The following is a 23,410-nucleotide window of genomic DNA, read 5'->3' as shown; positions in this document are numbered from 1 at the left end:
GGGGCTTGTCCCCGACTGAGTGACGGGCCCTAAAATCTAACGGTCCGTCAGAAACTGCGGGAAGGGGCCCGGCGTGGGGAACTTCTTGAGCGGCAAGGTCGTCGCCGTCACCGGCGCGGGACGAGGCATCGGACGGGCGGTGGCGCTCGCGGCGGCGGCCGAGGGGGCGCGGGTCGTCGTCAACGACTACGGCGTCTCGGTGGCCGGCGCCTCACCCACCAGCGAGATCGCCGAAGCCGTCGTCAAGGAGATCGAGGCGGCCGGCGGGGAGGCCGTCGCCGTCGCCGACGACATCTCCACGATGGCGGGCGGACAACGCGTCGTGGACACGGCCACGGAGTCCTACGGGCGGCTCGACGGGGTCGTCTGCGTCGCCGGCATCCTGCGGGAGCGGATGCTGTTCAACATGACCGAGGAGGAGTGGGACCCGGTCGTCGCCACCCACCTCAAGGGCACGTTCACCGTGTTCCGGGCGGCCTCGGCGGTCATGCGGGCCCAGCGGTCCGGCACGCTCATCGGCTTCACCAGCGGCAACCACCAGGGCTCCGTCTCGCAGGCCAACTACAGCGCGGCCAAGGGCGGCGTCATCTCGCTGGTGCGCAGCGCGGCGCTGGGCCTGCACAAGTACGGGGTGACCGCCAACGCGGTGGCTCCCGTGGCCCGTACCCGGATGTCGGCGGGAGTGCCGACGGAACTCGCGGAGATCGGCGAGCCGGAGGACGTCGCCGCCATGGTGACTTTCCTCTTGTCGGACCGCGCACGCGGCCTGGGGATAACCGGCCAGGTCTACACGGTCGCCGGTGAGAAGATCGCGGTGTGGGCGCAGCCCCGCGAACTCCGCTCGGCCTACGCCTCGGACGGCTGGACGCCGGAGCGGATCGGCCAGGCGCTGGCAGGAGCGGTGGGGTCGGACCCCATGCCGATGCTGGAACGCCTGCAGGAAATGGCCCGTGCAGCGGCGGAGGGAGCGCGGCCCAACGCATGAGCGGGGAGCTGCGGGCGGGTGAGGGGGTGGCCTCGAGGAAAGCCGGCGGCGAGCCGTCCCTCACCGTCATGCGGAACGGGTCGGTGCTCACCGGCTCCCCCTCCGGCTCACGGCCGACCGCCGGCGAAGTGCCGTCGTCCGATCCCCTCGGCCGGCACCCGGCGATCGGCTGGACGCCGTGATCGACGACCTGCTCGGCCATCCGTGCGAGCGAAGTGAAGGCGACGACGCCGACGCGGCCCTGGCGCGCCTCTGGGCGGCGGTGGTCGCGCCCGCACGACGCACCGCACATCGACATGCGTGAGCGGGGCCGTGTGGCCCCCCGGCTGGAGGAGGCAGCGTGGACTTCGGGTTTGCCGCGGCTGATGACGAGTTCCGGGAGAGTGCGCGGGCGTGGCTGGCCGCGCACGTCGGCGGACAGGCCGACCGGCGCGGCTGGGAACGGACCCTCGGGAGCGCCGGCTGGATCGGGCTCGGCTGGGCGGAAGGGGGATACGGCAACCGGACCGCCACCCTCACCCAACAGGTCGCGTGGGCCGAGGAGTACGCGCGGTCGGGCGCCCCGCCCCGGTCCGGGCACATCGGGGAGAACCTGCTCGCGCCGACCCTCGTCGCGCACGGCAGCGCCGGCCAGAAGCGCCGCTTCCTGCCGGCGATCGCCGCCGGGGAGGAACTGTGGTGCCAGGGGTACAGCGAGCCGGGCGCGGGCTCGGACCTCGCGGGTGTGCGCACGCGTGCCGAGCGGACGGCCGACGGCGACTACCGCGTCACCGGGCAGAAGATCTGGACATCCCTCGCCCACGAGGCCGACTGGTGCTTCGTGCTGGCCCGCAGCGACCCGGAGTCCACCCGCCATCACGGGCTGACCTTCCTTCTCGTGCCCATGGACCAGCCCGGGCGGATCGAGGTGCGGCCCATCCGGCAGATGACCGGCACGAGCGAGTTCAACGAGGTCTTCTTCGACGGGGCGCACGCCCGCGCGGAGCACGTGGTGGGCGGCGCCGGCGACGGCTGGCGGGTCGCCATGGGACTGCTCGGTTTCGAGCGGGGGGTCTCGACGCTGGCCCAGCAGATCGGGTTCGCCGAGGAGTTGGGGCGCGTGGTGCGCACGGCTGTGGATACGGGCGCCGCCGACGATCCCGTCGTCCGCGCCCGGATCGTGGAGCTGTGGGCCGAGCTGCGGGCGATGCGGTGGAACGCGCTGCGCACGCTCGGCGGCTCGGGCGGGCCGGGCGCGCCCAGTGTGGCCAAGCTGCTGTGGGCGGGCTGGCACCAGCGGCTCGGGGAGCTCGCGGTGGAGGTGCGGGGCGCGGCCGCGGGGGTGGGTCCGGCCGACTGGTCGCCCGCCGCGCCGTACGAACTCGACGAGTCACAGCACTTGTTCCTGTTCTCCCGGGCCGACACGATCTACGGCGGCTCCGACCAGATCCAGCGCACGATCATCGCCGAGCGGGTGCTCGGCCTTCCCAGAGAACCCAAGGGAGTCGTCTGATGCGTGGCGTGGTGTTCGACGGGAAGCGGGCGGAGGTCGTCGACGATCTCGTGGTCCGCGATCCCGGCCCCGGGGAGGTGCTCGTGGCGGTGTCGGCGGCCGGGCTGTGCCACAGCGACCTGTCGGTGGTCGACGGGACGATCCCCTTCCCGGCGCCGGCGGTGCTGGGGCACGAGGGCGCCGGGGTGGTGGAAGCGGTCGGCGCCGGGGTCGCCCATGTGGCTCCCGGGGACCATGTGGCCCTGTCCACGCTCGCCAACTGCGGGACGTGCGCCGACTGCGACCGGGGGCGGCCGACGATGTGCCGGCGGGCCATCGGGCGGCCGGGGCGGCCGTTCACGCGCGCGGGGCGGCCGGTGTTCCAGTTCGCGTCGAACTCCGCCTTCGCCGAGCGGACAGTGGTGAAGGCCGTGCAGGCGGTGCGGATACCGCAGGACGTCCCCCTGACGTCCGCCGCGCTGATCGGCTGCGGGGTGCTGACCGGCGTGGGGGCCGTCCTCAACCGCGCGCGTGTGGACCGCGGGGAGTCCGTCGTCGTGATCGGGACGGGCGGCATAGGACTCAATGTGCTGCAGGGCGCGCGGATCGCGGGCGCGGGGCGGATCGTCGCCGTGGACGCCAACCCGGCGAAGGAGGCGGTGGCGCGGCGGTTCGGGGCCACCGACTTCCTGGCTTCGGCTGAGGGCGTGCGGGACCTGCTGCCGACCGGGGCGGACCATGTGTTCGAGTGCGTGGGGCGGGTGGAGCTGATCCGGCAGGCGATCGACCTGCTCGACCGCCACGGCCAGGCGGTGCTGCTCGGCGTGCCGCCGGCGACCGCCGAGGCGTCCTTCCTCGTCTCGTCGCTCTACCTGGACAAGTCGATCCTGGGCTGCCGCTACGGCTCCTCCCGCCCCCAGCGGGACATCGCGCTGTACGCCGCGCTGTACCGCGAGGGGCGGCTGCTGCTGGACGAACTCGTGACCCGGACCTACCCGGTCGAGGACTTCGAGAAGGCGGCGACGGACGCGGAGGCGGGGCGGGTGGCGAGGGCGGTGCTCACGTTCTGAGGGCGGCGCCGGTCCGGAACGTCCGCCGGTAGGCGGTCGGGGTGACGCCGAGCGCCGTCTGGAGGTGCTGGCGCATCGACTGGGCGGTGCCGAAGCCGGCGTCGTGGGCCACCTGGTCGACGGAGAGGTCGGTGGACTCCAGCAGGTGCCGGGCCCGTTCCACACGCTGCCGGGTGAGCCACTGGCCGGGGCTGACGCCGACCTCCTCGCGGAAGCGGCGGGTGAAGGTGCGTACCGACATGGACTCCTGAGCGGCCATGTCCCGCAGCTGGAGCGGCTCGTGGAGGCGGCCGAGGGCCCAGGCGCGGGCGCCGGTCGTGGTCGCCTGCTGGGGGTCGGGCATGGGCCGCTCGATGTACTGCGCCTGTCCGCCGTCGCGGTGCGGCGGGACGACCGTGCGGCGGGCGACCTCGTTGGCGACGGCGGTGCCGTGGTCGCGGCGCACCATGTGCAGGCACAGGTCGATCCCGGCGGCGACCCCGGCGGAGGTGAGGACGTCGCCGTCGTCGATGAACAGGACGTCCGGGTCGACCTTGATCCGCGGGAAGAGGCGCTGGAGGCGGTCGGCGTCGGCCCAGTGCGTGGTCGCCGGGCGGCCGTCGAGGCGGCCGGCGGCGGCGAGGACGTAGACGCCGGTGCAGATGGAGGCGAGACGCGTGCCGGGGCGGATGTGGCCGAGTGCGGCGGCCAGGTCCTCCGTCAGCACGCCCTCCTCGAAGACGGGGCCCAGCTCGTAGGAGGCCGGCACGATCACCGTGTCGGCGGTGGCGAGCGCATGCGGTCCGTGCTCGACATGGATCGCGAAGTCGGCGTCGGTCTCGACCGGTCCGGGCGGGCGGATCGAGCAGGTGAGGACCTCGTACAGATGCCGGCCCGCGGCGTCCTTGGGGCGGCCGAAGATGCGGTGCGGGATGCCCAGCTCGAAGGGGAGCAGGCCGTCCAGGGCGAGGACGACGACGCGGTGGGGGCGGAAGCCCGAGGCCGTTTCCATGGCCCGATCCTAACGAATGCTGTCTTTCGGGCCACTCGATGTGCGCGACGCCGTACCCGAAGCTCTATGGCGTGACCCGGACAATCGAAGTGCTCGCCGCCGCAGAAGACCTGAAGCCCACCCGCGGGCGTGTCCACCGTGCCTGGTTCGTCGCCGCCGTCACGTTCGTGACGATCATCGGGGCGGCGGCCTTCCGCTCGGTCCCGGGGCTGCTCATCGACCCGCTGCACGAGGAGTACGGCTGGTCGCACGGCACGATCGGCGCTGCCGTCTCGGTCAACCTCGCGCTGTACGGGCTCACCGCGCCGTTCGCGGCGGCGCTGATGGACCGCTTCGGCATCCGCCGGGTGGTGGCCGTCGCCCTGACGGTGATCGCGGCCGGCTCCGGACTGACGGTGTTCATGACCTCGGCCTGGCAACTGCTGCTGTGCTGGGGCCTGTTGGTGGGGGCCGGCTCGGGGGCGATGGCGCTGGCCTTCGCCGCGACGGTCACCGATCGCTGGTTCACCGAGCGGCGGGGCCTGGTCAGCGGCATCCTCACCGCGGCCTCCGCCTCCGGCCAGCTGATCTTCCTGCCGCTGCTGTCCTGGCTGGTCACACACTACGACTGGCGTCCGGCGGCGCTGACGGTCGCCCTGGCGGCCCTCGTGGTCGTGCCCTTCGTCTGGCTCCTGCTGCGCGACCATCCGGCCGACGTGGGCCTGAAGCCCTACGGCGCGCGGGAGTTCGTCCCGAAGCCCGCGCCGGTGACGGGCGCCGCGCGCAGGGCGGTCTCCGTCCTCCTCTCCGCCGTGCGCACCGGCCCCTTCTGGCTGCTGGCCGGCACCTTCGCGATCTGCGGGGCCTCGACCAACGGCCTGGTGCAGACCCACTTCGTGCCCGCCGCCCACGACCACGGCATGCCCGTCACGGCCGCCGCCTCGCTCCTCGCGGTCATCGGCGTCTTCGACGTCGTCGGCACGATCGCCTCCGGCTGGTTCACCGACCGCTTCGACTCCCGCCGCCTGCTGGCGGTGTACTACGCGCTGCGCGGCCTCTCCCTGCTCTTCCTGCCCATGCTGCTCGCGCCGTCCGTCCACCTGCCGATGGTCTTCTTCATCGTCTTCTACGGCCTCGACTGGGTCGCCACCGTCCCGCCCACCCTGGCCCTGTGCCGCGAGCAGTACGGCGACGACAGCGCCATCGTCTTCGGCTGGGTCCTCGCCGCCCACCAGGTCGGCGCGGCCCTGATCGCCTTCCTCGGCGGCGTCGCCCGAGACGTCTTCGGCACCTACGACATGGTCTGGTACGCGTCCGGCGCACTGTGCGCGGCGGCCGCCCTGATGGCCCTGGTGATCCGTAGGAGGCCGGAGGCGGGGGCGCGAGCAGCGCGCGGGTGAGCCGCTCGCTCGTCTACGGCGCTGTGAAGAGCATCGGGAAGCGCAGGCCGAGCCACGGTCTGCGGCCCCAGGCGACGACTTTGCCGCGGGTCATGACGGTGGGGGCGCTCCAGCGGCCCAGGGCGAGGAGGAGGAAGGCGACGGGGTCGATGGCGATCGTGCAGTCGGGGCGCCGGGGCGGGGTGTCGGTGACCGTGGGCACGCCGTCCGCGAAGGTGACGGCGAAGCGGTCGGGGCCGATCCGCAACAGGTAGCACGCACGGTGGCCGGCCGCGCCGGCGTTCACGACACGCGGCATGGCCAGTCGCATGAAGGGCAGCGTGAACGCGACCACTTCCCGGTCGACCATGTGCGGCCCGCGCAGCGCGACCGCGATGTCGTATCCGTGCCCGAGCAGGTGTGTGAGCAGGTACGAGCCCAGGGTGGCCATGTCCATCGGCCCCATCGGCGTCAGCACCGCCTCCCGCGGACCGCGGCCGGCCGCGGCCGCGACGAAGTCCCGGGCCCTGTCCGCGATCTCCGCGCCGAGGACCGCCGGGTCCCGCTGCGGGTGGACGGCCAGAGCGGCACGGTTGGCCGCCGCGAGACCGCTCGCCGTCCCGTCGCCGTAGGGACGGTCCTCGCCGGCCCCGATGTCCGCCATCAGCCTTCCCGCCAGCGCGAGGTGCGCCGCCGCCTCCCCCACCGTCCACTCCGCGCCTGGCAACGGCGTTTGTGGGTCGGCCCCCGCCTGCAGCAGCGCCGCGATCCGGTCGGCAGTGGCGACGATGGCGTCCTCAGGTGTCATGAGCACGATCGTGTCCGCCGCTCGGAGGTCCTGTCCAGTGCCCTGTCCGTCCCGTTTCCCGCCTGAAGGGGGCGACAGCAGGGGCGGGTGGTCAGAGGAAGCGGCCCCGGTGGAACAGCAGCGGCGGTTCGTCCGACCCTGAGGTGCCCAGGGCGTTCACCCTGCCCACGACGATCAGGTGATCGCCTCCGGTGTGGACCGCGTGGATCGTGCAGTCGATCCAGGCGGCGGCGCCGGTGAGACGGGGTGAGCCGGTGGTGGGGGCGGGGTCGTGGGCGACGCCCGCGAACTTGTCGGCGCCGCTCACCGCGAAGGCCCGGCACAGGCCGGCCTGGTCCGCGCTCAGCACGTTCACGCAGAACACGCCCGCGCGAGCGATCCGCGGCCAGGTCGTGGACGTGCGGCCGACCATGAACGCGACGAGTGGCGGGTCGAGGGAGAGGGACGCGAACGACTGGCAGGCGAAGCCGGCGGGCGCGTCCTCGTCGGCGCCGGCCGGCGCCGTGATGATCGTGACGCCCGTCGCGAACGTGCCCAGCACGCGCCGGAACTCGCCCTGGTCCACCGGCGCCCGTTCGTCCTCGCGGACGCAGCGCAACTCGGGCCGGGGGTGCGCCTCCACCGGCCGGCTCCCGAGGTGGCGGACTGCGGCGGCCGCCATGCCTGCGTGTCCCATCATGTCGCCATTGAAGCTGACGGGCCATCAGATGGGAAGGGCGCTGCGGGGAGGTCCGGCGGTGACTTCTACGCTGCTCGCATGGGGTGGGCGAGTGTGCGGCGCGGGGCGGGTTCAGGGTGGGCGGGGCCCGAATCGACCGCGGCCGTGGCAGCGGGGGCGGCGCAGCTTCCGGCGGTGTTCGCGCTGCTGTTCTGGCAGGCGCTGGCCACCGATCCCTACGGCGCGGGCCTCGGCCCGGCGTTCGGGCTGCTCTGTCTGTTCCTCTTCGCGCCGGTGCTGCTGCCGGTGCTGGGCCTGCTGCACGCGTGGGCGCAGATCCTGCCGGGGGCCGTCGTCGCCGACGTCGTGCTGCGCCGCGTCCCCTGGCCCCGGTGGGCGCGCCGTCTGCTGGGCGTGACGCTCGCCGGCGCGGTGTGGGCCGGCGGGGGGGCCGTGTGGGCGGGGTTGTCCTTCCCGGTCACGGTCGCCTGCCTCGCCGCCCTCGGTGTGGTGCCGGTGCTCGCGATGGAGTACGCGCGCGTGCGGCCGAAGAGCGACTGGGGCCTGTGGTGGCGGGCCGCGGGCGCCTCCGTCGTGCTGTTCGTCCTCGCCCTCGTCGGCGGGCCCGTGGCCACGGCGGTGGGCCTCATCGAGGAGTACGAGCCACCCGCGCTGTCCGTCGAACGGGTCGCCGGGGTCTGGCGCGGCGAGGACGGGGCCGTGCTGGAGCTGCTTCCGGGCGGCCGGGCGGAGTTGACGCGTATGCCGGGCGAGCCGAGCTTCCGGACGACCGCGGACTTCGCGGTGTGCGACGGCGCCGGGAGCTGGCGGCTGGAGCCGGGTCGCGTACGGGACAGCGTGGTCGTCCGCCTCGCCGTCGACGGGGCGGGCGAGGGGGAGGACGGCTGTCGTGAGGAGACGGTCTGGTCTTCCGGGGGGACGGAGCGGTCGCCGGAGCTGTTCGTGTTCTTCGGGGATCCGGACTCGAGCAGTCCGCGGATCCTGAGGCGGGATACCTGAGCCTCAACGCCCCCGGAACCGCGCCTGGCGCCGCTGCGCGAAGCTCGCCACGCCTTCCTGGGCGTCCGCCGTCGTCATGTTGATCTCCTGGGCGGCCGCTTCCGCCGCGAAGGCGGTGGCGCGGTCGGTGTCCAGGGACGCGTTGACGAGCTGCTTGGTCAGAGCGAGGGCGCGGGTGGGGCCGCCGGCCAGACGCTCCGCCCAGGCGCGGGCCGTCTTGTCCAGCTCGGCGTCCGGCACGACCCGGTTGACCAGGCCGAGGCGTTCGGCGTCGGCCGCGGTGACGGCGTCGCCGAAGAACATCAGTTCCTTGGCGCGGTGAGGGCCGACGAGCCGGGGCAGGAGGTAGGCGCCGCCGGCGTCGGGGACGAGGCCGCGGCGGACGAACACCTCGATGAAGCGCGCCGACTCCGCCGCCAGGACCAGGTCGCAGGCGAGGGCGAGGTGCGCGCCGAGGCCGGCCGCGGTGCCGTTCACCGCCGCGATCACCGGCTTCTCGCAGTCCAGCACGGCGGCGATGAGACGCTGCGCGCCGAGCCGGAGGGTCCGGGTCACGTCGCCGGGGATTCGCTCCCCGGCCGCCGTCCCGCCCCCGCCCCGCAGGTCCGCGCCCGCGCAGAAGCCCCGTCCGGTCCCGGTGAGGACGACCGCCCGGACCTCCGGGTCGGCGGAGGCGTCCGCGAGGTGCTGGATCAGGCGTTCGCGCTGGTCAGGGGTGACGGCGTTGAGCGCCTCGGGGCGGTTGAGGGTGAGGGTCGAGACGTGGTTGTCAGTGGCGTGCAGTACCAATGAGTCAGCGGATCTTTCCGGCTTGTCCGTCCAAGTGGATTCATCGGGGGAATTGTCCATGCCCATCTCAGCGACACACCGCCAACGCGTCCAGCGCCACCGCGCCCTGCCCGCGGGGCAGCACCATCAGCGGGTTGATGTCCAGTTCGGCCAGGTCGTCGCCCAGTTCGAGAGCCATGTGCTGCACCCGCAGGACGACTTCGACGAGCGCGTCCAGGTCCGCGGGCGGGCGGCCCCGGACGCCGTCCAGCAGGGCCCGCCCGCGCAGTTCGCCGAGCATGGCGCGGGCCTGGTCCTCGCCGAAGGGCGGCACACGGACGGCCGCGTCCCGCAGCACCTCCACCAGGACGCCGCCCAGCCCGACCGTCACTGTCGGCCCGAACAGGTCGTCCTGAGTGACGCCGACGACCATCTCCACGCCCCGCTCGACCATCTGGCAGACCAGGACGCCGTCCAGGGCGACGCCCTCGTAGCGGGCGATGTCGGTCAGCTCGCGGTAGGCGTCGCGGACCTGGCTGGCCGAGGTGAGGCCGATCTTCACCAGGCCCAGCTCGGTCTTGTGGGCGATCTGCGCGCCGGACGCCTTCATCACCACCGGGTAGCCGACCGGCCCCGCCGCCCGCACCGCCGCCGCGGCGCTGGTCACCAGCTGCTCGCGCGGTACGCGTATGCCGTACGCGCGAAGGAGCTGCTTCGCCGCGTGCTCGCTCAGCTGCTGCCCCGGCCGCATCAGCATCCGCGTCTTGCGGAAGGACGGGGAGGGGGTGCGTGGCGCCTGGTCGAAGGGGGAGCGGTAGTCCCGTACGAAGCGGTGGTGGTCCAGATGGGCGCGGACGGCGGTGAGGCAGCCCGAGACCGTGCGGAAGGTCGCCACCCGGGAGGAGCCGAGCAGGACGTCCCGGTAGGCGGACTCGGTACCGACCGGCGAGCCCCACACCACGCAGACCAGCTTGTCCGTGGTCTCGGCCGCGTCGACCAGGTCCCGCACCAGCCGGTCGCTGAGCGGCGGGAAGGGGCCGGTGATGGGACAGATCAGCACGCCGATCCCAGGATCGGCGAGGATCGCGTCGATGATCTCGCGGCCCCGTTCGTCGCCGACCGGGTGCCCGCCGTTGTCGACCGGGTTGGAGACGTTCAGGTACTCCGGTATCCACTGGTGCAGCTCGGCCTGCTTGGCGGCGGACAGCTCGGGCAGCCGCAGGCCGGCCGCCGTCGCCAGGTCGGCCGTGTGCGCGCCGGTGCCGCCGGAGATGGCGTACACCGCCACGCCGTCCGCGCGCGGGGGCTTCGCCCGGGCCAGCAGGGCCGCGGTGTCCTGGAGTTCGTCCAGCCCGTCGACGCGGATCACACCGTACTGGCGCATCGCCGCGTCCACGACGTCGTCCGCGCCGGTCAGCTTGCCGGTGTGGGTGGCGGCGGTGCGCGCGCCCACCTCGGTGCGGCCGACCTTGACCGCGACGACCGGGACCCCGCGCCGGGCGGCCCGGTCGGCGGCGAGCAGAAAGGCACGGCCGTCCTTGAGGCCCTCGACGTAGCAGGCGATCGCTCCGACCTCGGGCTGCTCGGCGAAGTAGGAGAGGAAGTCGGCGGTCTCCAGATCGGCCTCGTTGCCGGTCGGCGCCCAGTGGGAGAGGCGGACGCCGAGCTCCTGGAGCGCGAAGACGGGGCGGCCCTGGTGGCCGGACTGGGTGATCAGCGCGATGGCCGGACCGGCGAGGTCGTCCCGGAACCGTTCGAAGGCGTTGAGGTTGGTGTTGGGGCCCAGCAAGCGCATCCCGGAGCGGGCCACGGCCGCCGCGAGCCGGTCCTGCGCCTGAGCGCCCTCCGCGCCCGTCTCCGCGAACCCGGAGGCGAAGACCACCGCGAACTTCACCTTCGTCTCGGCGAGTTCCTCGATCACCGGCAGCGGGTCGGCGACCAGCAGCACCGCCAGGTCGACCTGCTCGGGCAGGTCGGCGACGGACGGCACGCAGGGGATGCCGAAGACACTCGCGCGGGTGGGGTGCACCGGATGCAGCCGGGCCCCCACCCGCTCCGCCCAGGCGGCCAGTTGCCGGGTGATGCCGGTGTTCGGCCGGCCTTCGGCGTCCGAGGCCCCGATCACCGCGACGGACTCGGGGCGGAAGAACCGGTCCAGATCGGGAACGGCCTGGTACAGCGGGCGTCCGCTGACATCGAGGTCGTCCGCGTCGGCGGACCGGCCGTGGACGGCGGGCCCGGGGCGTTCCTCGCAGGCGAGGACCCGGGCCCGGCGGGAGTCGGTGGTGAGGGTGCCGTGGGTTGATCCAAGCATGGGCCCGCCCGCTCCTGTGTGACTGCCAAGTAACTGACGAACTGTCAGGTTACAGAACTGACGGTCTGTCAGGAATGGGCTTGCACGGAGGAGATGCCCCCTTCGCGGCGGGCCGCGAAACCGGCGGTGTCGCGGCCCCGGGCGTCACCGCGCCGCCAGTACCTCCCGGGCCACCCGCTCGCCCGAGCGCACCGCTCCGTCCATGAAGCCCATCCAGTGCGTGGACGTCTCGGTTCCGGCCCAGTGGATGCCGCCCACGGGGGCGCGCAGGGCCGGGCCGTACTGGGTGAGCACGCCGGGCGGGGCGATGGAGACCGGGCCGCCTCGGGTGTAGCCCTCGTTGTTCCAGCGCTGGAGCACGAAGGAGGTCGGGTTGGCGGCCTTCTCGCCGAAGTACGTCGTGTAGTCCTTCAGCACCGCCGCCCTGACCTCCGCCTCGCTCGCCGCGTCCAGGGCCCGCGCCTTGTCGGCCTCGATGAAGCCCATCAGCGCGCCGTAGGAGGCGTCGGGCGGGGAGTTGTCGAAGGTGGAGCTGATCACGCCGGTGTCGCTGACGACCTGGCCGTTGAGGCCGTCGGCCCGCCAGAAGGGGGTGTCGTAGATCGCGATGGCCTTGCCGACGGAGGCCATCGGCATGCGCTGGGTGAGCTGGTCGCGGGCGGCCGGCAGAAGGGGGTCGTAGGAGATACGGGCCGCGAGGGGCGGGGGCAGGGCGACGACGACGCGGTCGGCGGTGACCGTCGTGCCGTCGGCGCTCACCACGTACCGGTTGCCGGAGCGGGAGATGGAGCGCACCGGGCTGTTCAGCACCACCCGGTCGCCGAGTGTGGCGGCGAGCTTGACCGGCAGCAGCTGGGAGCCGCCGACGAAGCGCAGCTCCTGGGCGCCGTTCGCGGTCTCGGTGAGGCGTTCCAGAGTGCCCGGGGTGGAGGGGTTGCCGGCGGCCGCGATGTAGAAGAGGACGAACAGGAAGGACAGTTCGCGGGGCTCGGCCGAGAAGATCGACGTGCAGGCCACGTCGAGGAGGAACTTCGCCGAGGGGACCACCGCGTTGGCGCGCAGCCAGGTCTCGAAGGTCTGCCGGTCCCACTCCGCGGCCTTCGCGGCGGTCCAGGGCGCGTCGACCGGCACCTGCTTGGCCAGGTCGTCCAGGCTGGCCTGCACGATCGCGGCGTTGGCGAGCCCGGCCGCGTCGATCGGCGGGACCGAGCCGAGCAGTCCGTCGGTGGCGTACGGGGTCCTCTTGCCGTCCTTGTAGAGGAGGTTCTTGCCGCTGTTGTAGGTGGCGAAGGTGGCCACGCCGAGGGAGTCGGCGAGCGCCTTCACGCGGTCCTGGGTCGGGCCGATGAACTCACCGCCGCCCTCGGTGACTCCGCCGCCGGCCAGCGGCAGGCCCATCACCCGGCCGCCGACGCGGTCGCGGGCCTCCAGGACGACGACCTTCTTCCCCGCCGCCACGAGATCGCGGGCCGCGGTGAGGCCGGCGAGACCTGCGCCGACGATCGCGACGTCCACGTCCCGCGCGGCCGCGGTCGCCGTGCCGGCGGCGGCCGCGGTGAGAGCGGTAGCGCCGGCGGTGGCTCCCGCGGCCACGGCGGCGGTGCGGCCGAGCAGGGAGCGGCGGGAGAGGGCTGCGCCGGAACCGGGGGAGAGCTGTCTTTCACTTGCCACGTGCGTCCTCCGTCGAGGGGGTGGTGCCCGGAAAGGTGAACAGGGCTCACATTCTGGCTCCGCACGGAGGCACGGGACAACGCTCCCGTCACATCGAAGTCATCTGTAACGGGCAGCTATGGCAATGGAGTTGAGGTTGAGGGCGAGGGTGCAATCGGCTGGGGCGGCGGGGTCGGCCGAGGTTGACGGTCGACCCCGGTGGCGGGGTCAGCCCAGATGGCGGCGGACCGCCTTCGCTATCCGTTCCGCGTCCAGGCCGACCTCGCGCAGGGTGCCGCTGATCGGGGTGGTGAAGCCGGTGAAGTACAGGCCCGGCGCGTCCTTCGGGGCACGGCCGCCGTGGGCGAGTGGCCGGCCCCGCTCGTCGAGCACGCCGAGGTGCCCTACGAGATCCTCCAGCGCCCGCTCGTACCCGGTCGCGGCGATGACGGCGTCCGCCTCGACGCGGGAGCCGTCGACGAGGACGACCTTGCCGTCCTCGAAGCCTTCCACGGCGGCCACGATCTCCACCTTCCCGGCGCGCACCGCGTCGATGAGGCCGACGTCCTGCACCGGGATCGCCCCCTGCCTGGCCCGGGTGTAGAGCCCGGTGTCGGGACGCGGCAGCCCGTGCGCCGACAGGTCGGGGACGCTCGCCTTCGCCATCACCCGGGAGAGCCGGTCCACCAGCCCCACCGGCAGCCGGCGCACGAGGATGCCGCTGTACTGGGCGGCCCAGCCGGCGGTGGACCGGCGCACGATGTGCGGGACGGTCCGCACCGCCAGCCGGACCCGTGCCGCGCCGCGCTCCACCAGGTCAACGGCGATCTCGGCACCCGTGTTGCCGACGCCGACGACGAGGACGTCCCGGCCGGCGTACGGAGCGCCGTCGCGGTAGTCGGACGCGTGCACGAGCTCGCCGGGGTAGTCCGCCAGGCCCGGCCAGTCGGGCAGGGAAGGGGTGTGGTTGTAGCCGGTGGCGACGACGACCGCCGCTCCGGTCAGCTCCCGCCCGCCGGAGGCGCGCAGCAGCCAGCCGGTCCCGTCGGGGGAACGCTCGACGCGGGAGACCTCGACGCCGGTGACGAGCTCCAGGTCGTGGTGCTCGGCGTACTTCTCCAGGTAGCGCACCACGTCGTCCCGGGCGACCCACCGCCCGAAGCGGCGCGGCAGCGCGAGGCCCGGCAGCGCCGACAGCCGCCGGGTGGTGTGCAGATGCAGCCGGTCGTAGTGCCGGCGCCAGGACGTGCCGACCCGGTCCGCCTTCTCCACGACGACCGCGCGTATCCCCCGCTCGCGCAGCGCGTACGCGGCGGCGAGGCCGCCGGGGCCGCCGCCGATGACGTAGACGGGGCGGTCGGCGTGGTTCCCGGATTCGCTGCCGGAAGCGTGTGCGGTGGTGTGCTCGGGTGGTGCGGAGTCGGCCATGAGCGGGAGCGTAATCACGCAAATCGTTGATGGGTCTCGGTCAAGACCGGAATTGGTTGCGGATCGATCACGCTTGGGGAAGGTCTGCGTGAAGCGTGTGCCGTCAGCCGTCCGTTCGTGGACGTGATGCGGTGACGCGGGCGTTTCCGCGGCCTTCCCCACCCCCCTGATCTGACGTACCGTCAGATTCATGGACACGATCTGGCTCACCGGTGCGCAATGGCTGGCCGTGCTGCGGATCGGGCTCGGCCTGTGGTGGCTGGAGAGCTGGCGGCACAAGGACAGGAAGGGCTGGTTCGAGCGCGGTACGGGCATCGCGTGGGCGGCGGACGTGGCGGCCCGGCATCGCTGGAACGCCGTACGGTCGGGCTTCGAGAAGGTGGTGGCCCCGAGACCGCGAGTGATGGCGCACGTGGTCGTCCACGCCGAACTGGCGCTCGGACTAGGGCTGGTCGCGGGTTTCCTGACCCCGATCGCGCTGGTGGGCGGGCTGCTGCTCAACCTCCTCTACTTCACCCTCATGATCCACGACTGGGCCGAGCAGGGGCAGAACGCGATGATGGCGCTGATCTCCGCGGTGGCGCTGTTCGCGATGGCGTGGCAGACGTGGTCGCTGGACAGCGCGCTGGGGTGGTTCTGAGATGGGCGCGGCGGCCGAGGGCCGGTACGACGTCCCCGACGCCGACGCCTTCACGCGCGTGTACTGGGACGCGGCGGCGCGGGGCCGGCTGCTGATCCGCCGCTGTGCGGCCTGCGCGCGGGCTCACCACTACCCGCGGGAGTTCTGCCCGTACTGCTGGAGCGACGACGTGAGTTGGGAGGACGCGAGCGGCCGGGCGACCCTCTACACCTGGTCCGTCGTCCACCGCAACGATCTGCCGCCCTTCGGGGAGCGGACGCCGTACGTCGCGGCGGTGGTCGATCTGGCGGAGGGGCCGCGGATGGCCACGGAGATCGTCGGCCCGGGGGAGCTGTCCGCGGGGGCGGAGCTCAAGGTGACCTTCAGGGAGGGCGTGCCGGTGTTCCGCCGCGCGGACACTCCCGGTGTTCAATGACCGGATGACCGAGATACGCGTGCCGCACTCCGTCCTGCCCGCATCCGGCCTGCACGGTCACGGCCTTCTCCTGCGCGCCTGGGACCCGGACGCCGAGGCCGACGTGGACGCCTGGCTGCGCGGCCACCAGGACCCCGAGTTCCTGCGCTGGAACACGCCGCTGCGGGACATCACCGACGCCGGGGACGCCCGGGAGGCACTGCGGTCGAAGGCCGCGCAGGCGGTGGCCGGCACCGGCGCCGCCTTCTGTGTCACGGACGCCGGTGACGGGACGGTCCTCGGCCAGATCGGGCTGAACTCCCTCGACACCGTGCAGAGCGTCGCCAACGTCGGCTACTGGGTGCTGCCCGAGGCGCGGGGCCGCCAGGTGGCCACCCGCTCCCTGCGGCTGACGGCGAGCTGGGCGTTCGATGAACTCGGTCTGCACCGAATGGAGTTGGGTCATGCCGTGGGGCACGAGGCGTCCTGCCGGGTCGCCGAGCGGTGCGGCTTCCCGTACGAGGGGACCCTGCGCGGGGCGATGTGGGAGGCGGGTCGCAGGGACGCCTGGCGGGACGTTCACCGCCACGGCCGCCTGTCGACGGACCGGGAGTAAGTCCTTTATGGATTCCTGATGTTGAGCGGGGCACTCTCTGATCGACGCGTTGTGATCAGGGGGGAGAGCGCGATGGGTGAGCCTGAAGTGCCCGTGTTTCCGCAGGCGGTTGCTTTCGGTCGGATCAGGTGGTCGGCTGCGGCCGCTTGCTGTCTGGCCACTCTGGTGCACGTCGGAACGGCTGGTCTGCTGGTCGGCGGCCTGCTGCTCGTCGTTCTCGGTTGGAGCACTGTGGTGCAGCCGTTGATCGGCTTGTTGATGATCGGGCTCGCCGCCCAGATGCGGCCCCGCTTCGGCGGCCCCGGACCCGACCTGCCCACGCTCGGACGAAACGACGCGCCGTCGCTGTTCGCCCTGCTGGACTCGATCGCTGACGCCGCCCGGGTGCGGCGCATCGACATCGTCCAGCTCAGCGGGGACTTCTCCGTACGGCTCTCCCTCACGGGCATCCGGCGCAGACGGTGCCTGGAGTTGGGCCTGCCGCTGTGGCAGACGTTCACCCCGCAACAGCGCGTCGCCGCCGTCGCCCACGAGGTGGGGCACTTCGCGGCAGGCGACATCCGGCGCGGCACCCTGGTCGGCACAGCCTTCGGCGCCTTGAGGGGTGGGGCTGAACTGACACGATTCCAGGCACTGTCGGAGCCGGTTTTCAAGGTGTCCGCCACCTCGCGGCGCGCGGACGAGACGACTGTCGCGGCGAGCCGTTTCACCGCCCGTGGAAGCCGGAACTGGATCATGTGGTTGCCCGGCCTGCTGGTGCGGGGCACGACGCGGCTGCTGGCCAGGCTCACCCGGTCCGGCTCGCTGCACGTCGAGTTCCGGGCCGACGAGGTCGCCGCCCGGATAGCGTCCACCCAGGCGGTGGAATCCGTCCTGCGCGACCGTCGGCTGGCCCACGCCGTCGGCTCCGAAGTGCACCGGCTGGCGGTGAGGGCCCGCACGTTCGGCCACCGGAGTACGGCCGCGAGCACCGAGCGGGAGTTCTGGGACCGGGTCGCGGCGCACGCCCATGCACTGCCCCACCGCACGGGAGACGGCCCCGAGGGCACCCTCCACGCCGACCCCGAGCAGCCCACACGCCACCAGGTCGAGGACTGCGCCCTCGTACCCGACTCCCAGCGCCTCGCCCGGCTCACCCGCACCGACGCCCAGCCCGCCACGATCATGCTCGACACCCCCCTGGCCGACGCGATCGCCGAGGAACTGTCCGCCCCGGGAAGCCGGTTGGCAAGAAAGGTCATCCGAGACTGCGTCACCACGTGACGTACCCGCTACAGAAGATCGATGCTGCCGCACTCTCCTCGACCGTTCACGTAAGAGTGACGGCAACGGCCAACGGGAGGCATCGCCTTGCGTGACTTCAAATGTTCGCGGAGTGATCCAGCCCTACGTGATCGAGTCGGAGCCTGAGGTGCAGGCGTGGCTGGCGGGCTTGACGCTCGCGGGTTTCGGGAGGACCTGTGAGCCACACACGCTGGAAGTCGTCGCGGGAACGGGAAGCCGGCGCGAGCCGTGCCGAGCCCCCGGACGTGGTCGCGGAGCGGGAGCAGATCCGGCTTGCGTATGCGTTGGGGCAACTGGTGCACGACCGCCGGGTGGCCCTCGGGCTGACGCAGTCCGCGTTGGGCCGGCGTCTTGGGATGACCGAGGACGAGGTGGAGAGCGTGGAGCTCGGCGGAATGCCTCCCCTCACCGCAGACCTGCTGGTCAGGCTCGCGGCCGCCCTAGACGTCTCGGTCGGCCTTCACGTCGTCTCCGAGGGGCGCAACACGGTGGTGTTCGAAGAACGTGCGGCCTGAGCCGACCCGGTCGGTCGAGCAGCGCGCAGGCGCCCCGCCCGTCACACAAAAGGCCCCGCCCCCGCCGCTCGGAAGCGGTGGGGGCGGGGCCCTTCGGTGAGCGTGTCACGCGGGGTCGGTCAGAGGTAGTACCCGAACAGGTCCGCGATCACGTGTGCGCTGCCGGCGTTCGGACGGAAGTCGATCTTTCCGTTGACGACCGGCACGGTCACCAGGTTGGCCACGGTCTGGCCGGCGGTCCAGTTGAGGTTGGACGCGTTCGGCAGGGTGGTTCCGTCGGGCCAGACGGTCAGGAAGCCGTTGGTCGTCGGGGCGGTGACGGTCACGTTGAGGACCACGGCCTTGGCGTTCGCCAGGGTGTGGCCGTCGTTGATGTTCAGCACCAGGTTGGTGCCGCCGGGCACCGGCGTGTTGCGGGCCGTGCCGAGGGCGTACCGGGTGTCGAGCAGTCGGCTCGGGCCCGCGGTGTGGAAGGACGAGCCCTCCGACGTGGACGAGAAGTAGCCGAAGACGTCCGCGATGAAGTGCACGGTGCCGGTGCCGGCGTTGTACAGGTTCACCTTGCCGTCGGGACCGATGGGCAGGACGACCATGTTCGGACGGGTCTGGCCCGTGAGCCAGTTGATGTTCGACGCGGTCGGCTGGGTCGCACCGCTCGGGTACGAGATCAGGTGACCGGTCGAGGTCGGCGCGGTCGCCGTGACGTTGAGGACCACGGCGGTGGCGCCCGAAGCCGGCACGCCGCCGGCGCCCGCGACCTGGAGGGACACCGTGCCCTTGCCGGCGACCGGGGTCTTGCCCGGGACGCCGATGGCGTTGCGGGTGTCGAGGATCCGGGCCGGGCCCTTGGCCAGGTAGGTGCTGCCGCCGGCCTCGGTGGAGTAGTAACCGGACACGTCGGCGATGAAGTGCGTGGTGCCGGCGCCGGCGTTGAAGAGGTCGATCGAGCCGTCCTTGCCGACCGGGACGGTCACCAGGTTCGGGACGATCTGGCCCTTCAGCCAGTTCATGTTGGACGAGGACGGGCGGGTGGTGCCGCTCGGGTAGGCGATCAGGAAACCGGACGCGGTCGGCGAGACGGCCGTGACGTTGACGACGACGGCGGTGACGCCGGTCGCCGGGACGCCGCCGACGCCCGCCACCTTCAGCTTGACGGTGCCGTTCGCGGCGACCGGGTTGGTGCCGGCGCGGCCGATGCCGTAGCGGGTGTCGAGGACACGGGCCGGGGTCAGCGCGTTGAACGTGCTGGCCGGGGAGGCCGGGACGGCCTGGCACAGACCCTTGACGATCTCGCGGCCGTTCGGGGTGCCGAGGCCGGTCGCGAGGTCGTAGCCGGTGCCGGCCTGGTAGGAGCCGCTGACGTTGCCGGAGGCCGTCACGTTGTTGTTGCCGGTGGTGACGTCACGGAACGCGGTGCCCGGGAGCTGGTACAGCGCGGAGTGGACGTAGCCGACCGAGCCGTTGGCCTGGCAGGCGAGGTCCTGGTCGGCCTGCGCCATGAGCGCGGCCCACACCGGGGCGGCGCCGCTGGTGCCGCCGATGATGTTCCAGTACTGGGTGCCGTCGCTGTCGTGACCGAAGGCGACCGGGTAGCCGGTGGCCGGGTCGCCGACGCCGGAGACGTCCGGCACCTGGCGGCAGACCTTGCCGGACGCGGCGGCGCAGAGGTTGCTGTAGCCGGCGCCGGTGCGGTTCTGGAAGCCGTCGCTCGCCAGCTGGATGCGCCGGGAGACACCGCCGCCCGAGCCGTTCCAGGTGGTCTGGTTGGTGACCGCGGTCCGCATGGTGGTGCCGCCGACGCCGAGGACGTACGGCGAGCTGGCCGGGTTGTCGGTGACCAGCTGGTTCGCGTTGGGCGCGTCGTATTCGGGGCTGTAGCAGCCGCTGGAGCCGCTGTCGCCGGAGGCGGCGACGACGGTCTGGCCCTGGGCGGCCGCCTGCTGGAAGATCAGGTTCTCGGCGTCGAGGACCTCGTTCGGGGTGTTCAGCTCACAGCTGCCCCAGCTGACCGAGACGACCTTCGCGCGGTTCTCGTTGACGATCCGGCGGAAGGTCTCGGTGCCCTGGTCCCAGGTGTTCTCGCCTTGGTAGACGAGGATCTTCGACTGCGGGGCGAGGCCGACGATGGTCTCGACGTCCAGCGCGGTCTCCAGGCCTACACCGGTGTAGAGGTCGGCCGGCTCCTGAGGACCGCTGCCCACCCGCACCGAGCTGACCGGGACCTTCGTGCCGTGGCACGCCTGGTAGCTGTTGATGTCCCGCAGGTCGTAGTTCTCCAGCGAGTAGACGGCGATGGTGGTGCCCGTCTGCACGTTGGGCTGGTCCGCCATGTTGTAGGCCGAGGCCAGCGACTTGGCGCTCCAGTAGTCCTGCTTGTCGTAGGCCGGCTGGGAGCCGCCGTCGGAGGACGCGTACAGGTCGCTGATGGACTTGCACATCGTCGGCGTGGTGCCGGTCAGCCGGGACTGACGCGCGCCGTCGCTCGTCACGGCGGTCCGCTGCGCGCGGGCCGCGCTCTTCGCACCGGTGTTGCGCGGCTCGTACGAGGCGAGCGTGCTCAGGCCGACCACACCGCGGACGTCGTCCGCGACCGTGCCGTCGAACTGCGGGGCGCGGGTGTTGGTGAGGCCGGTGTCGCCGTCCTTCAGCTTGTAGCCGTCGAACTCGGTGGAGAAGGCCTTCGACGCTTCGGCGACCGTCGTGCGCACCGGCAGGGTGAGCCCGTCGGAGCCCAGCTCGCCGACCGTGAGGCCCTTGTCCTCCAGCTCGGCGCGGACCTTCCGGACGGTCTGCGGCAGCGCGCCGAAGACCTTCGCGAACTCGCCCGTGCCGAGGTACCGGCGGTAGTTCGGCGACTTGGGGTCGGACACCTCGGCGACGAAACGGCTCAGCGCCGCCGGGTCACGGGGCTCCAGGACGACGCTCAGGTCGAGCGACTTTCCGGCCGCCGGGTCGGCCGCGCGAACGGCGCCCTGCGGAATCTTCGGCGCGGAACCGACCCGCTGGGGGGCCGGCTCGTTGTTCGTGGTCGCGTACGACAACGGGGTCATGGTCGCGGTCACGGCCAGGGCGGCGACGGTCGCCGCACTCCACCTGAACGCCTTCTCACGGGCGGTTCGGCCCATGCACACTCCTTCTCGCGGTCCCTGTCGCCCGGTCAGGGCGCGGGTGGGTGAGACCGCGGAAGGGGCGCGTCCGTGCGGACGTGCGGGCGCGGAACTGCGCGCACGCGGGCACGGCGAAAGCGTGAAGAGTCGGTTCACTGGGGTCGGGCGCGATGAGCCCGGACAGGACGACCTACGTGAGCCCCCCCGGCGGTGTCACCGCTCCCACGCGGCGGACGACAGCCAGAAGTGAATCTTTACGCGTCGTCAGTGAGACCGCTATGAGGGGGGAGTGGTTTTTATCTGACCGTGATCAGACAAACTAGAACATCCACGGACATTGATCGTCTCTTGTGGTCAAGGCCACAGCAGTTCCCTGACCCAGGACGCGTCCTCGCGGGCCGTGCCGCCCCCCGGGGCCGCGCCTTCCCGCCGGTACCTGAGGCGCAGATGCCGCCGCCCCGCGTCCCCCTGGAAGAACTCCGCCTCCTCCGGCCGCAGCCGGTACAGCGTCCAGGTCGGCGAGGGGGCGGCCGGCTCCCGGCGGGCGCGCTCCCAGGCCGCCTCCGACTCCCTCGCCAGTTCCTCGGGCGACGCCAGGACCTCGCTCTGCCGGCCCGTCAGCGCGGCGGCCAGCGCGCCGGTCGAGCGGGCGTGCAGATCCGCCTGGGACTCGGCGGACGGCGACGCCTCGACCGGACCGCGCAGCCGGACCTGGCGTCCCAGGACGGGCCAGTAGAAGGTGAGCGCCGCGTAGGGGCGGACGGCGAGGGAGCGGCCCTTCGTGCTGGTCGCGTGACTCGCGAAGGACCAGCCGTCGGCGTCGGCGCCGTGCAGCATGACGATCCGGGCGTCCGGCAGCCCCTCCTCGTCGGCGGTCGAGAGGGTCATCGTGTGCGGTTCCCGCTCGCCCGCCGCGACCACCTCGCCGAACCACGCCGTGAACAGCGTGAGCGGATCGGCGGGCGCCACCCCCGGGTCGAAGGCCGGCAGCTCGGTCACCGCCGGGTCCCACACCCGCAGCGACCTCAGCAGTTCGTGAAGATCCGTTGCCATGCCGCGAGTATCGCCCGCGCGCTCCCGAAGGGGCCCGCGTCCGGGCCGGGCGGCTCTCACTCCCGGCCGAGGACCACCGTTCCCGAGGAGCAGAACCATCCGCCGGTGCCCGAGGCCACGCCCAGGCGGGGAGGGCCGCCGTCCCGCCCGCGCACCTGCCGCGCCCCCGCCTCGCCGCGCAGCTGCCGTACCGCCTCCACCAGCAGGAACAGGCCGCGCATCCCGGGGTGCTGGGCCGACAGGCCGCCGCCGTCGGTGTTGACCGGCAGCTCCCCGCCCTCGACCCTGAGCCGGCCCTTCTCCACGAACGCCCCGCCCTCGCCCTTCCCGCAGAAGCCGAGGTCCTCCAGGGTCACCAGCGTCATGTAGGTGAACGCGTCGTAGATCTGCGCGAAGTCCATCTCCGCCGGACCCACCCCGGCCCGCTCGAAGGCCAGGCGCCCGCTGACCGCCGCCGGGGAGACGGTGAAGTCGTCCCACTCCGTCATGCTCGCGTGCGAGACGTGCTCGCCGGCCCCGAGGATCCAGACGGGGGCGGTGCGGCAGTCCCGTACGTACTCCTCGGCGGCCAGCAGGACCGCCGCGCCGCCGTCGGAGCGCAGACAGCAGTGCAGCTTGGTGAACGGGTCGGCGATCATCGGGCCGGACAGGACGTCGTCCACAGTGACCGGGGTGCGGAACATCGCGTCGGGGTTGAGGGCCGCGTTGGCGCGGGCCTGGACGGCGACCTCGGCCAACTGCTCGATCGTCGTGCCGTGTTCGAGCATATGGCGGCGCGCGGCCATCGCGTACTTGGCGATCAGGGTGTGGCCGTAGGGGACTTCGAACTGGAGCGGGCCGCGGGCGCCGAACGCGAACGTGCCGGTCCGCCGGCCCGCCCGGATGTCGGCGCGGGCGGTGGAGCCGTAGGCGAGCAGGACGGCGTTCGCGTGCCCGGCCGCGATCGCGTCGGCGGCGTGGGCCGCCATGACCTCCCACGTGGACCCGCCGACGGAGGTGGAGTCGACCCAAGTGGGCCGCAGGCCCAGGTAGTCGGCCACCTCCACGGGCGCGAGGGCGCCGAGGCCCGCGGAGGCGAACCCGTCGACGCGGGCGCGGTCCAGTCCCGCGTCCGCGAGCGCGCGGCGGGCCGCCTGGGCGTGCAGGGCGTACGGGGTCGCGTCGTCCACCCGGCCGCAGTCGGAGAGGGCCGCGCCGACCACGGCGACCCTGCGAGAGCTGACGGTCACCATAAATCTGACGGTACATCAGAAACGTGGACCAGGGCAGGCGTCGTCGCT

At 72.7% G+C, this 23,410-nt stretch carries 22 protein-coding genes; 12 read left to right on the top strand and 10 right to left on the bottom strand.

The window, feature by feature from the left end; genetic code table 11:
- Nucleotides 1-73: 73 nt before the first annotated feature.
- The 5 genes from ACIRS4_RS21165 to ACIRS4_RS21145 are packed head-to-tail and all read left to right on the top strand — an operon-like array spanning nucleotide 74 to nucleotide 3,526.
- Nucleotides 74-985, top strand: coding sequence for an SDR family oxidoreductase (locus tag ACIRS4_RS21165; RefSeq protein ID WP_404198018.1), 912 nt, complete (start codon nucleotides 74-76; stop codon nucleotides 983-985).
- Nucleotides 982-1,167 carry a hypothetical protein gene (locus tag ACIRS4_RS21160; protein WP_404198015.1) on the top strand — a complete coding sequence of 62 codons (186 nt, stop codon included), beginning with the start codon at nucleotides 982-984 and terminating at the stop codon, nucleotides 1,165-1,167. Before ACIRS4_RS21165 ends, ACIRS4_RS21160 begins: the two co-directional genes overlap by 4 nt.
- Nucleotides 1,164-1,289 carry a hypothetical protein gene (locus ACIRS4_RS21155; RefSeq protein WP_404198012.1) on the top strand — a complete coding sequence of 42 codons (126 nt, stop codon included), beginning with the start codon at nucleotides 1,164-1,166 and terminating at the stop codon, nucleotides 1,287-1,289. The genes ACIRS4_RS21160 and ACIRS4_RS21155 overlap by 4 nt, the downstream gene beginning before the upstream one ends.
- A gap of 36 nt (nucleotides 1,290-1,325) precedes the next feature.
- Nucleotides 1,326-2,477: an acyl-CoA dehydrogenase family protein gene (locus tag ACIRS4_RS21150; protein WP_404198009.1), complete on the top strand. Its 1,152-nt coding sequence runs from the start codon at nucleotides 1,326-1,328 to the stop codon at nucleotides 2,475-2,477.
- A complete protein-coding gene (locus tag ACIRS4_RS21145) occupies nucleotides 2,477-3,526 on the top strand; it encodes a Zn-dependent alcohol dehydrogenase (protein ID WP_404198006.1) in 1,050 nt (349 codons plus the stop codon). The genes ACIRS4_RS21150 and ACIRS4_RS21145 overlap by 1 nt, the downstream gene beginning before the upstream one ends.
- On the opposite strand, the gene ACIRS4_RS21140 is transcribed toward ACIRS4_RS21145, so the two are convergent.
- On the bottom strand, nucleotides 3,516-4,517 hold the full coding sequence (locus tag ACIRS4_RS21140; RefSeq protein ID WP_404198004.1) for a GlxA family transcriptional regulator: 1,002 nt from the start codon (nucleotides 4,515-4,517) through the stop codon (nucleotides 3,516-3,518). The genes ACIRS4_RS21145 and ACIRS4_RS21140 overlap by 11 nt on opposite strands.
- A gap of 71 nt (nucleotides 4,518-4,588) precedes the next feature.
- On the opposite strand from ACIRS4_RS21140, the gene ACIRS4_RS21135 reads away from it, so the two are divergent.
- On the top strand, nucleotides 4,589-5,896 hold the full coding sequence (locus ACIRS4_RS21135; RefSeq protein ID WP_404198001.1) for an MFS transporter: 1,308 nt from the start codon (nucleotides 4,589-4,591) through the stop codon (nucleotides 5,894-5,896).
- A gap of 13 nt (nucleotides 5,897-5,909) precedes the next feature.
- On the opposite strand, the gene ACIRS4_RS21130 is transcribed toward ACIRS4_RS21135, so the two are convergent.
- Complete coding sequence (locus ACIRS4_RS21130; RefSeq protein ID WP_404197998.1) at nucleotides 5,910-6,683, bottom strand: maleylpyruvate isomerase family mycothiol-dependent enzyme; 774 nt, start codon at nucleotides 6,681-6,683, stop codon at nucleotides 5,910-5,912.
- Nucleotides 6,684-6,774: 91 nt separating this feature from the next.
- Nucleotides 6,775-7,359: a flavin reductase family protein gene (locus ACIRS4_RS21125; protein ID WP_404198144.1), complete on the bottom strand. Its 585-nt coding sequence runs from the start codon at nucleotides 7,357-7,359 to the stop codon at nucleotides 6,775-6,777.
- Between the two features lie 81 nt (nucleotides 7,360-7,440).
- On the opposite strand from ACIRS4_RS21125, the gene ACIRS4_RS21120 reads away from it, so the two are divergent.
- Nucleotides 7,441-8,361, top strand: a complete 921-nt coding sequence (locus ACIRS4_RS21120; protein ID WP_404197996.1) for a hypothetical protein — start codon at nucleotides 7,441-7,443, stop codon at nucleotides 8,359-8,361.
- Nucleotides 8,362-8,364: 3 nt separating this feature from the next.
- On the opposite strand, the gene ACIRS4_RS21115 is transcribed toward ACIRS4_RS21120, so the two are convergent.
- The 4 genes from ACIRS4_RS21115 to ACIRS4_RS21100 form a co-directional block, all read right to left on the bottom strand.
- Nucleotides 8,365-9,210 carry an enoyl-CoA hydratase/isomerase family protein gene (locus tag ACIRS4_RS21115; protein ID WP_404197993.1) on the bottom strand — a complete coding sequence of 282 codons (846 nt, stop codon included), beginning with the start codon at nucleotides 9,208-9,210 and terminating at the stop codon, nucleotides 8,365-8,367.
- Between the two features lie 7 nt (nucleotides 9,211-9,217).
- Nucleotides 9,218-11,443 (bottom strand): acetate--CoA ligase family protein, encoded by a 2,226-nt coding sequence (locus ACIRS4_RS21110; RefSeq protein ID WP_404197990.1) that lies wholly within the window; start codon nucleotides 11,441-11,443, stop codon nucleotides 9,218-9,220.
- A 144-nt stretch (nucleotides 11,444-11,587) separates the two neighbouring features.
- Complete coding sequence (locus ACIRS4_RS21105) at nucleotides 11,588-13,114, bottom strand: flavin monoamine oxidase family protein (protein ID WP_404197988.1); 1,527 nt, start codon at nucleotides 13,112-13,114, stop codon at nucleotides 11,588-11,590.
- Nucleotides 13,115-13,321: 207 nt separating this feature from the next.
- Nucleotides 13,322-14,521: a flavin-containing monooxygenase gene (locus tag ACIRS4_RS21100; protein ID WP_404197986.1), complete on the bottom strand. Its 1,200-nt coding sequence runs from the start codon at nucleotides 14,519-14,521 to the stop codon at nucleotides 13,322-13,324.
- Nucleotides 14,522-14,711: 190 nt separating this feature from the next.
- Between ACIRS4_RS21100 and ACIRS4_RS21095 the strand changes: the two genes are divergently transcribed.
- The 5 genes from ACIRS4_RS21095 (at nucleotide 14,712) to ACIRS4_RS21075 (ending at nucleotide 17,970) form a co-directional block, all read left to right on the top strand.
- Nucleotides 14,712-15,161: a DoxX family protein gene (locus ACIRS4_RS21095; RefSeq protein ID WP_404197983.1), complete on the top strand. Its 450-nt coding sequence runs from the start codon at nucleotides 14,712-14,714 to the stop codon at nucleotides 15,159-15,161.
- Nucleotide 15,162: 1 nt separating this feature from the next.
- The gene (locus tag ACIRS4_RS21090) at nucleotides 15,163-15,576 is read left to right on the top strand and encodes a Zn-ribbon domain-containing OB-fold protein (RefSeq protein WP_404197981.1); all 414 of its coding nucleotides are present in this window, start codon (nucleotides 15,163-15,165) and stop codon (nucleotides 15,574-15,576) included.
- A gap of 4 nt (nucleotides 15,577-15,580) precedes the next feature.
- Complete coding sequence (locus tag ACIRS4_RS21085; protein ID WP_404197979.1) at nucleotides 15,581-16,171, top strand: GNAT family N-acetyltransferase; 591 nt, start codon at nucleotides 15,581-15,583, stop codon at nucleotides 16,169-16,171.
- 165 nt (nucleotides 16,172-16,336) lie between these two features.
- The gene (locus tag ACIRS4_RS21080; protein ID WP_404197976.1) at nucleotides 16,337-17,434 is read left to right on the top strand and encodes a hypothetical protein; all 1,098 of its coding nucleotides are present in this window, start codon (nucleotides 16,337-16,339) and stop codon (nucleotides 17,432-17,434) included.
- 197 nt (nucleotides 17,435-17,631) lie between these two features.
- Entirely contained in the window at nucleotides 17,632-17,970 is a 339-nt protein-coding gene (locus ACIRS4_RS21075) for a helix-turn-helix domain-containing protein (RefSeq protein WP_404197973.1), read from the top strand.
- 119 nt (nucleotides 17,971-18,089) lie between these two features.
- Here the strand turns inward: ACIRS4_RS21075 and ACIRS4_RS21070 are convergent, their stop codons facing one another.
- The 3 genes from ACIRS4_RS21070 to ACIRS4_RS21060 form a co-directional block, all read right to left on the bottom strand.
- On the bottom strand, nucleotides 18,090-21,095 hold the full coding sequence (locus ACIRS4_RS21070; protein ID WP_404197970.1) for a protease pro-enzyme activation domain-containing protein: 3,006 nt from the start codon (nucleotides 21,093-21,095) through the stop codon (nucleotides 18,090-18,092).
- A gap of 336 nt (nucleotides 21,096-21,431) precedes the next feature.
- Nucleotides 21,432-22,130: a pyridoxal 5'-phosphate synthase gene (locus ACIRS4_RS21065; protein ID WP_404197968.1), complete on the bottom strand. Its 699-nt coding sequence runs from the start codon at nucleotides 22,128-22,130 to the stop codon at nucleotides 21,432-21,434.
- A 56-nt stretch (nucleotides 22,131-22,186) separates the two neighbouring features.
- Nucleotides 22,187-23,362 carry a thiolase C-terminal domain-containing protein gene (locus ACIRS4_RS21060; RefSeq protein ID WP_404197965.1) on the bottom strand — a complete coding sequence of 392 codons (1,176 nt, stop codon included), beginning with the start codon at nucleotides 23,360-23,362 and terminating at the stop codon, nucleotides 22,187-22,189.
- Nucleotides 23,363-23,410 lie beyond the last annotated feature (48 nt).

The sequence above is a fragment of the Streptomyces sp. NPDC101166 genome, from assembly GCF_044768125.1.
Classification (GTDB): Bacteria; Actinomycetota; Actinomycetes; order Streptomycetales; family Streptomycetaceae; genus Streptomyces.
Note: the sequence above shows the minus strand (reverse complement) of the source record. Positions and strands in the feature narration are given on the sequence as shown.

Coding starts and splice junctions, on each gene's coding strand:
- ACIRS4_RS21140 (WP_404198004.1), bottom strand. CDS start 4,517: ATGGAAACGGCCTCGGGCTTCCGCCCCCACCGCGTCGTCGTCCTCGCC.
- ACIRS4_RS21090 (WP_404197981.1), top strand. CDS start 15,163: ATGGGCGCGGCGGCCGAGGGCCGGTACGACGTCCCCGACGCCGACGCC.
- ACIRS4_RS21095 (WP_404197983.1), top strand. CDS start 14,712: ATGGACACGATCTGGCTCACCGGTGCGCAATGGCTGGCCGTGCTGCGG.
- ACIRS4_RS21100 (WP_404197986.1), bottom strand. CDS start 14,521: ATGGCCGACTCCGCACCACCCGAGCACACCACCGCACACGCTTCCGGC.
- ACIRS4_RS21125 (WP_404198144.1), bottom strand. CDS start 7,359: ATGGGACACGCAGGCATGGCGGCCGCCGCAGTCCGCCACCTCGGGAGC.
- ACIRS4_RS21070 (WP_404197970.1), bottom strand. CDS start 21,095: ATGGGCCGAACCGCCCGTGAGAAGGCGTTCAGGTGGAGTGCGGCGACC.
- ACIRS4_RS21110 (WP_404197990.1), bottom strand. CDS start 11,443: ATGCTTGGATCAACCCACGGCACCCTCACCACCGACTCCCGCCGGGCC.
- ACIRS4_RS21065 (WP_404197968.1), bottom strand. CDS start 22,130: ATGGCAACGGATCTTCACGAACTGCTGAGGTCGCTGCGGGTGTGGGAC.
- ACIRS4_RS21130 (WP_404197998.1), bottom strand. CDS start 6,683: ATGACACCTGAGGACGCCATCGTCGCCACTGCCGACCGGATCGCGGCG.
- ACIRS4_RS21120 (WP_404197996.1), top strand. CDS start 7,441: ATGGGGTGGGCGAGTGTGCGGCGCGGGGCGGGTTCAGGGTGGGCGGGG.
- ACIRS4_RS21145 (WP_404198006.1), top strand. CDS start 2,477: ATGCGTGGCGTGGTGTTCGACGGGAAGCGGGCGGAGGTCGTCGACGAT.
- ACIRS4_RS21160 (WP_404198015.1), top strand. CDS start 982: ATGAGCGGGGAGCTGCGGGCGGGTGAGGGGGTGGCCTCGAGGAAAGCC.
- ACIRS4_RS21060 (WP_404197965.1), bottom strand. CDS start 23,362: ATGGTGACCGTCAGCTCTCGCAGGGTCGCCGTGGTCGGCGCGGCCCTC.
- ACIRS4_RS21115 (WP_404197993.1), bottom strand. CDS start 9,210: ATGGACAATTCCCCCGATGAATCCACTTGGACGGACAAGCCGGAAAGA.
- ACIRS4_RS21085 (WP_404197979.1), top strand. CDS start 15,581: ATGACCGAGATACGCGTGCCGCACTCCGTCCTGCCCGCATCCGGCCTG.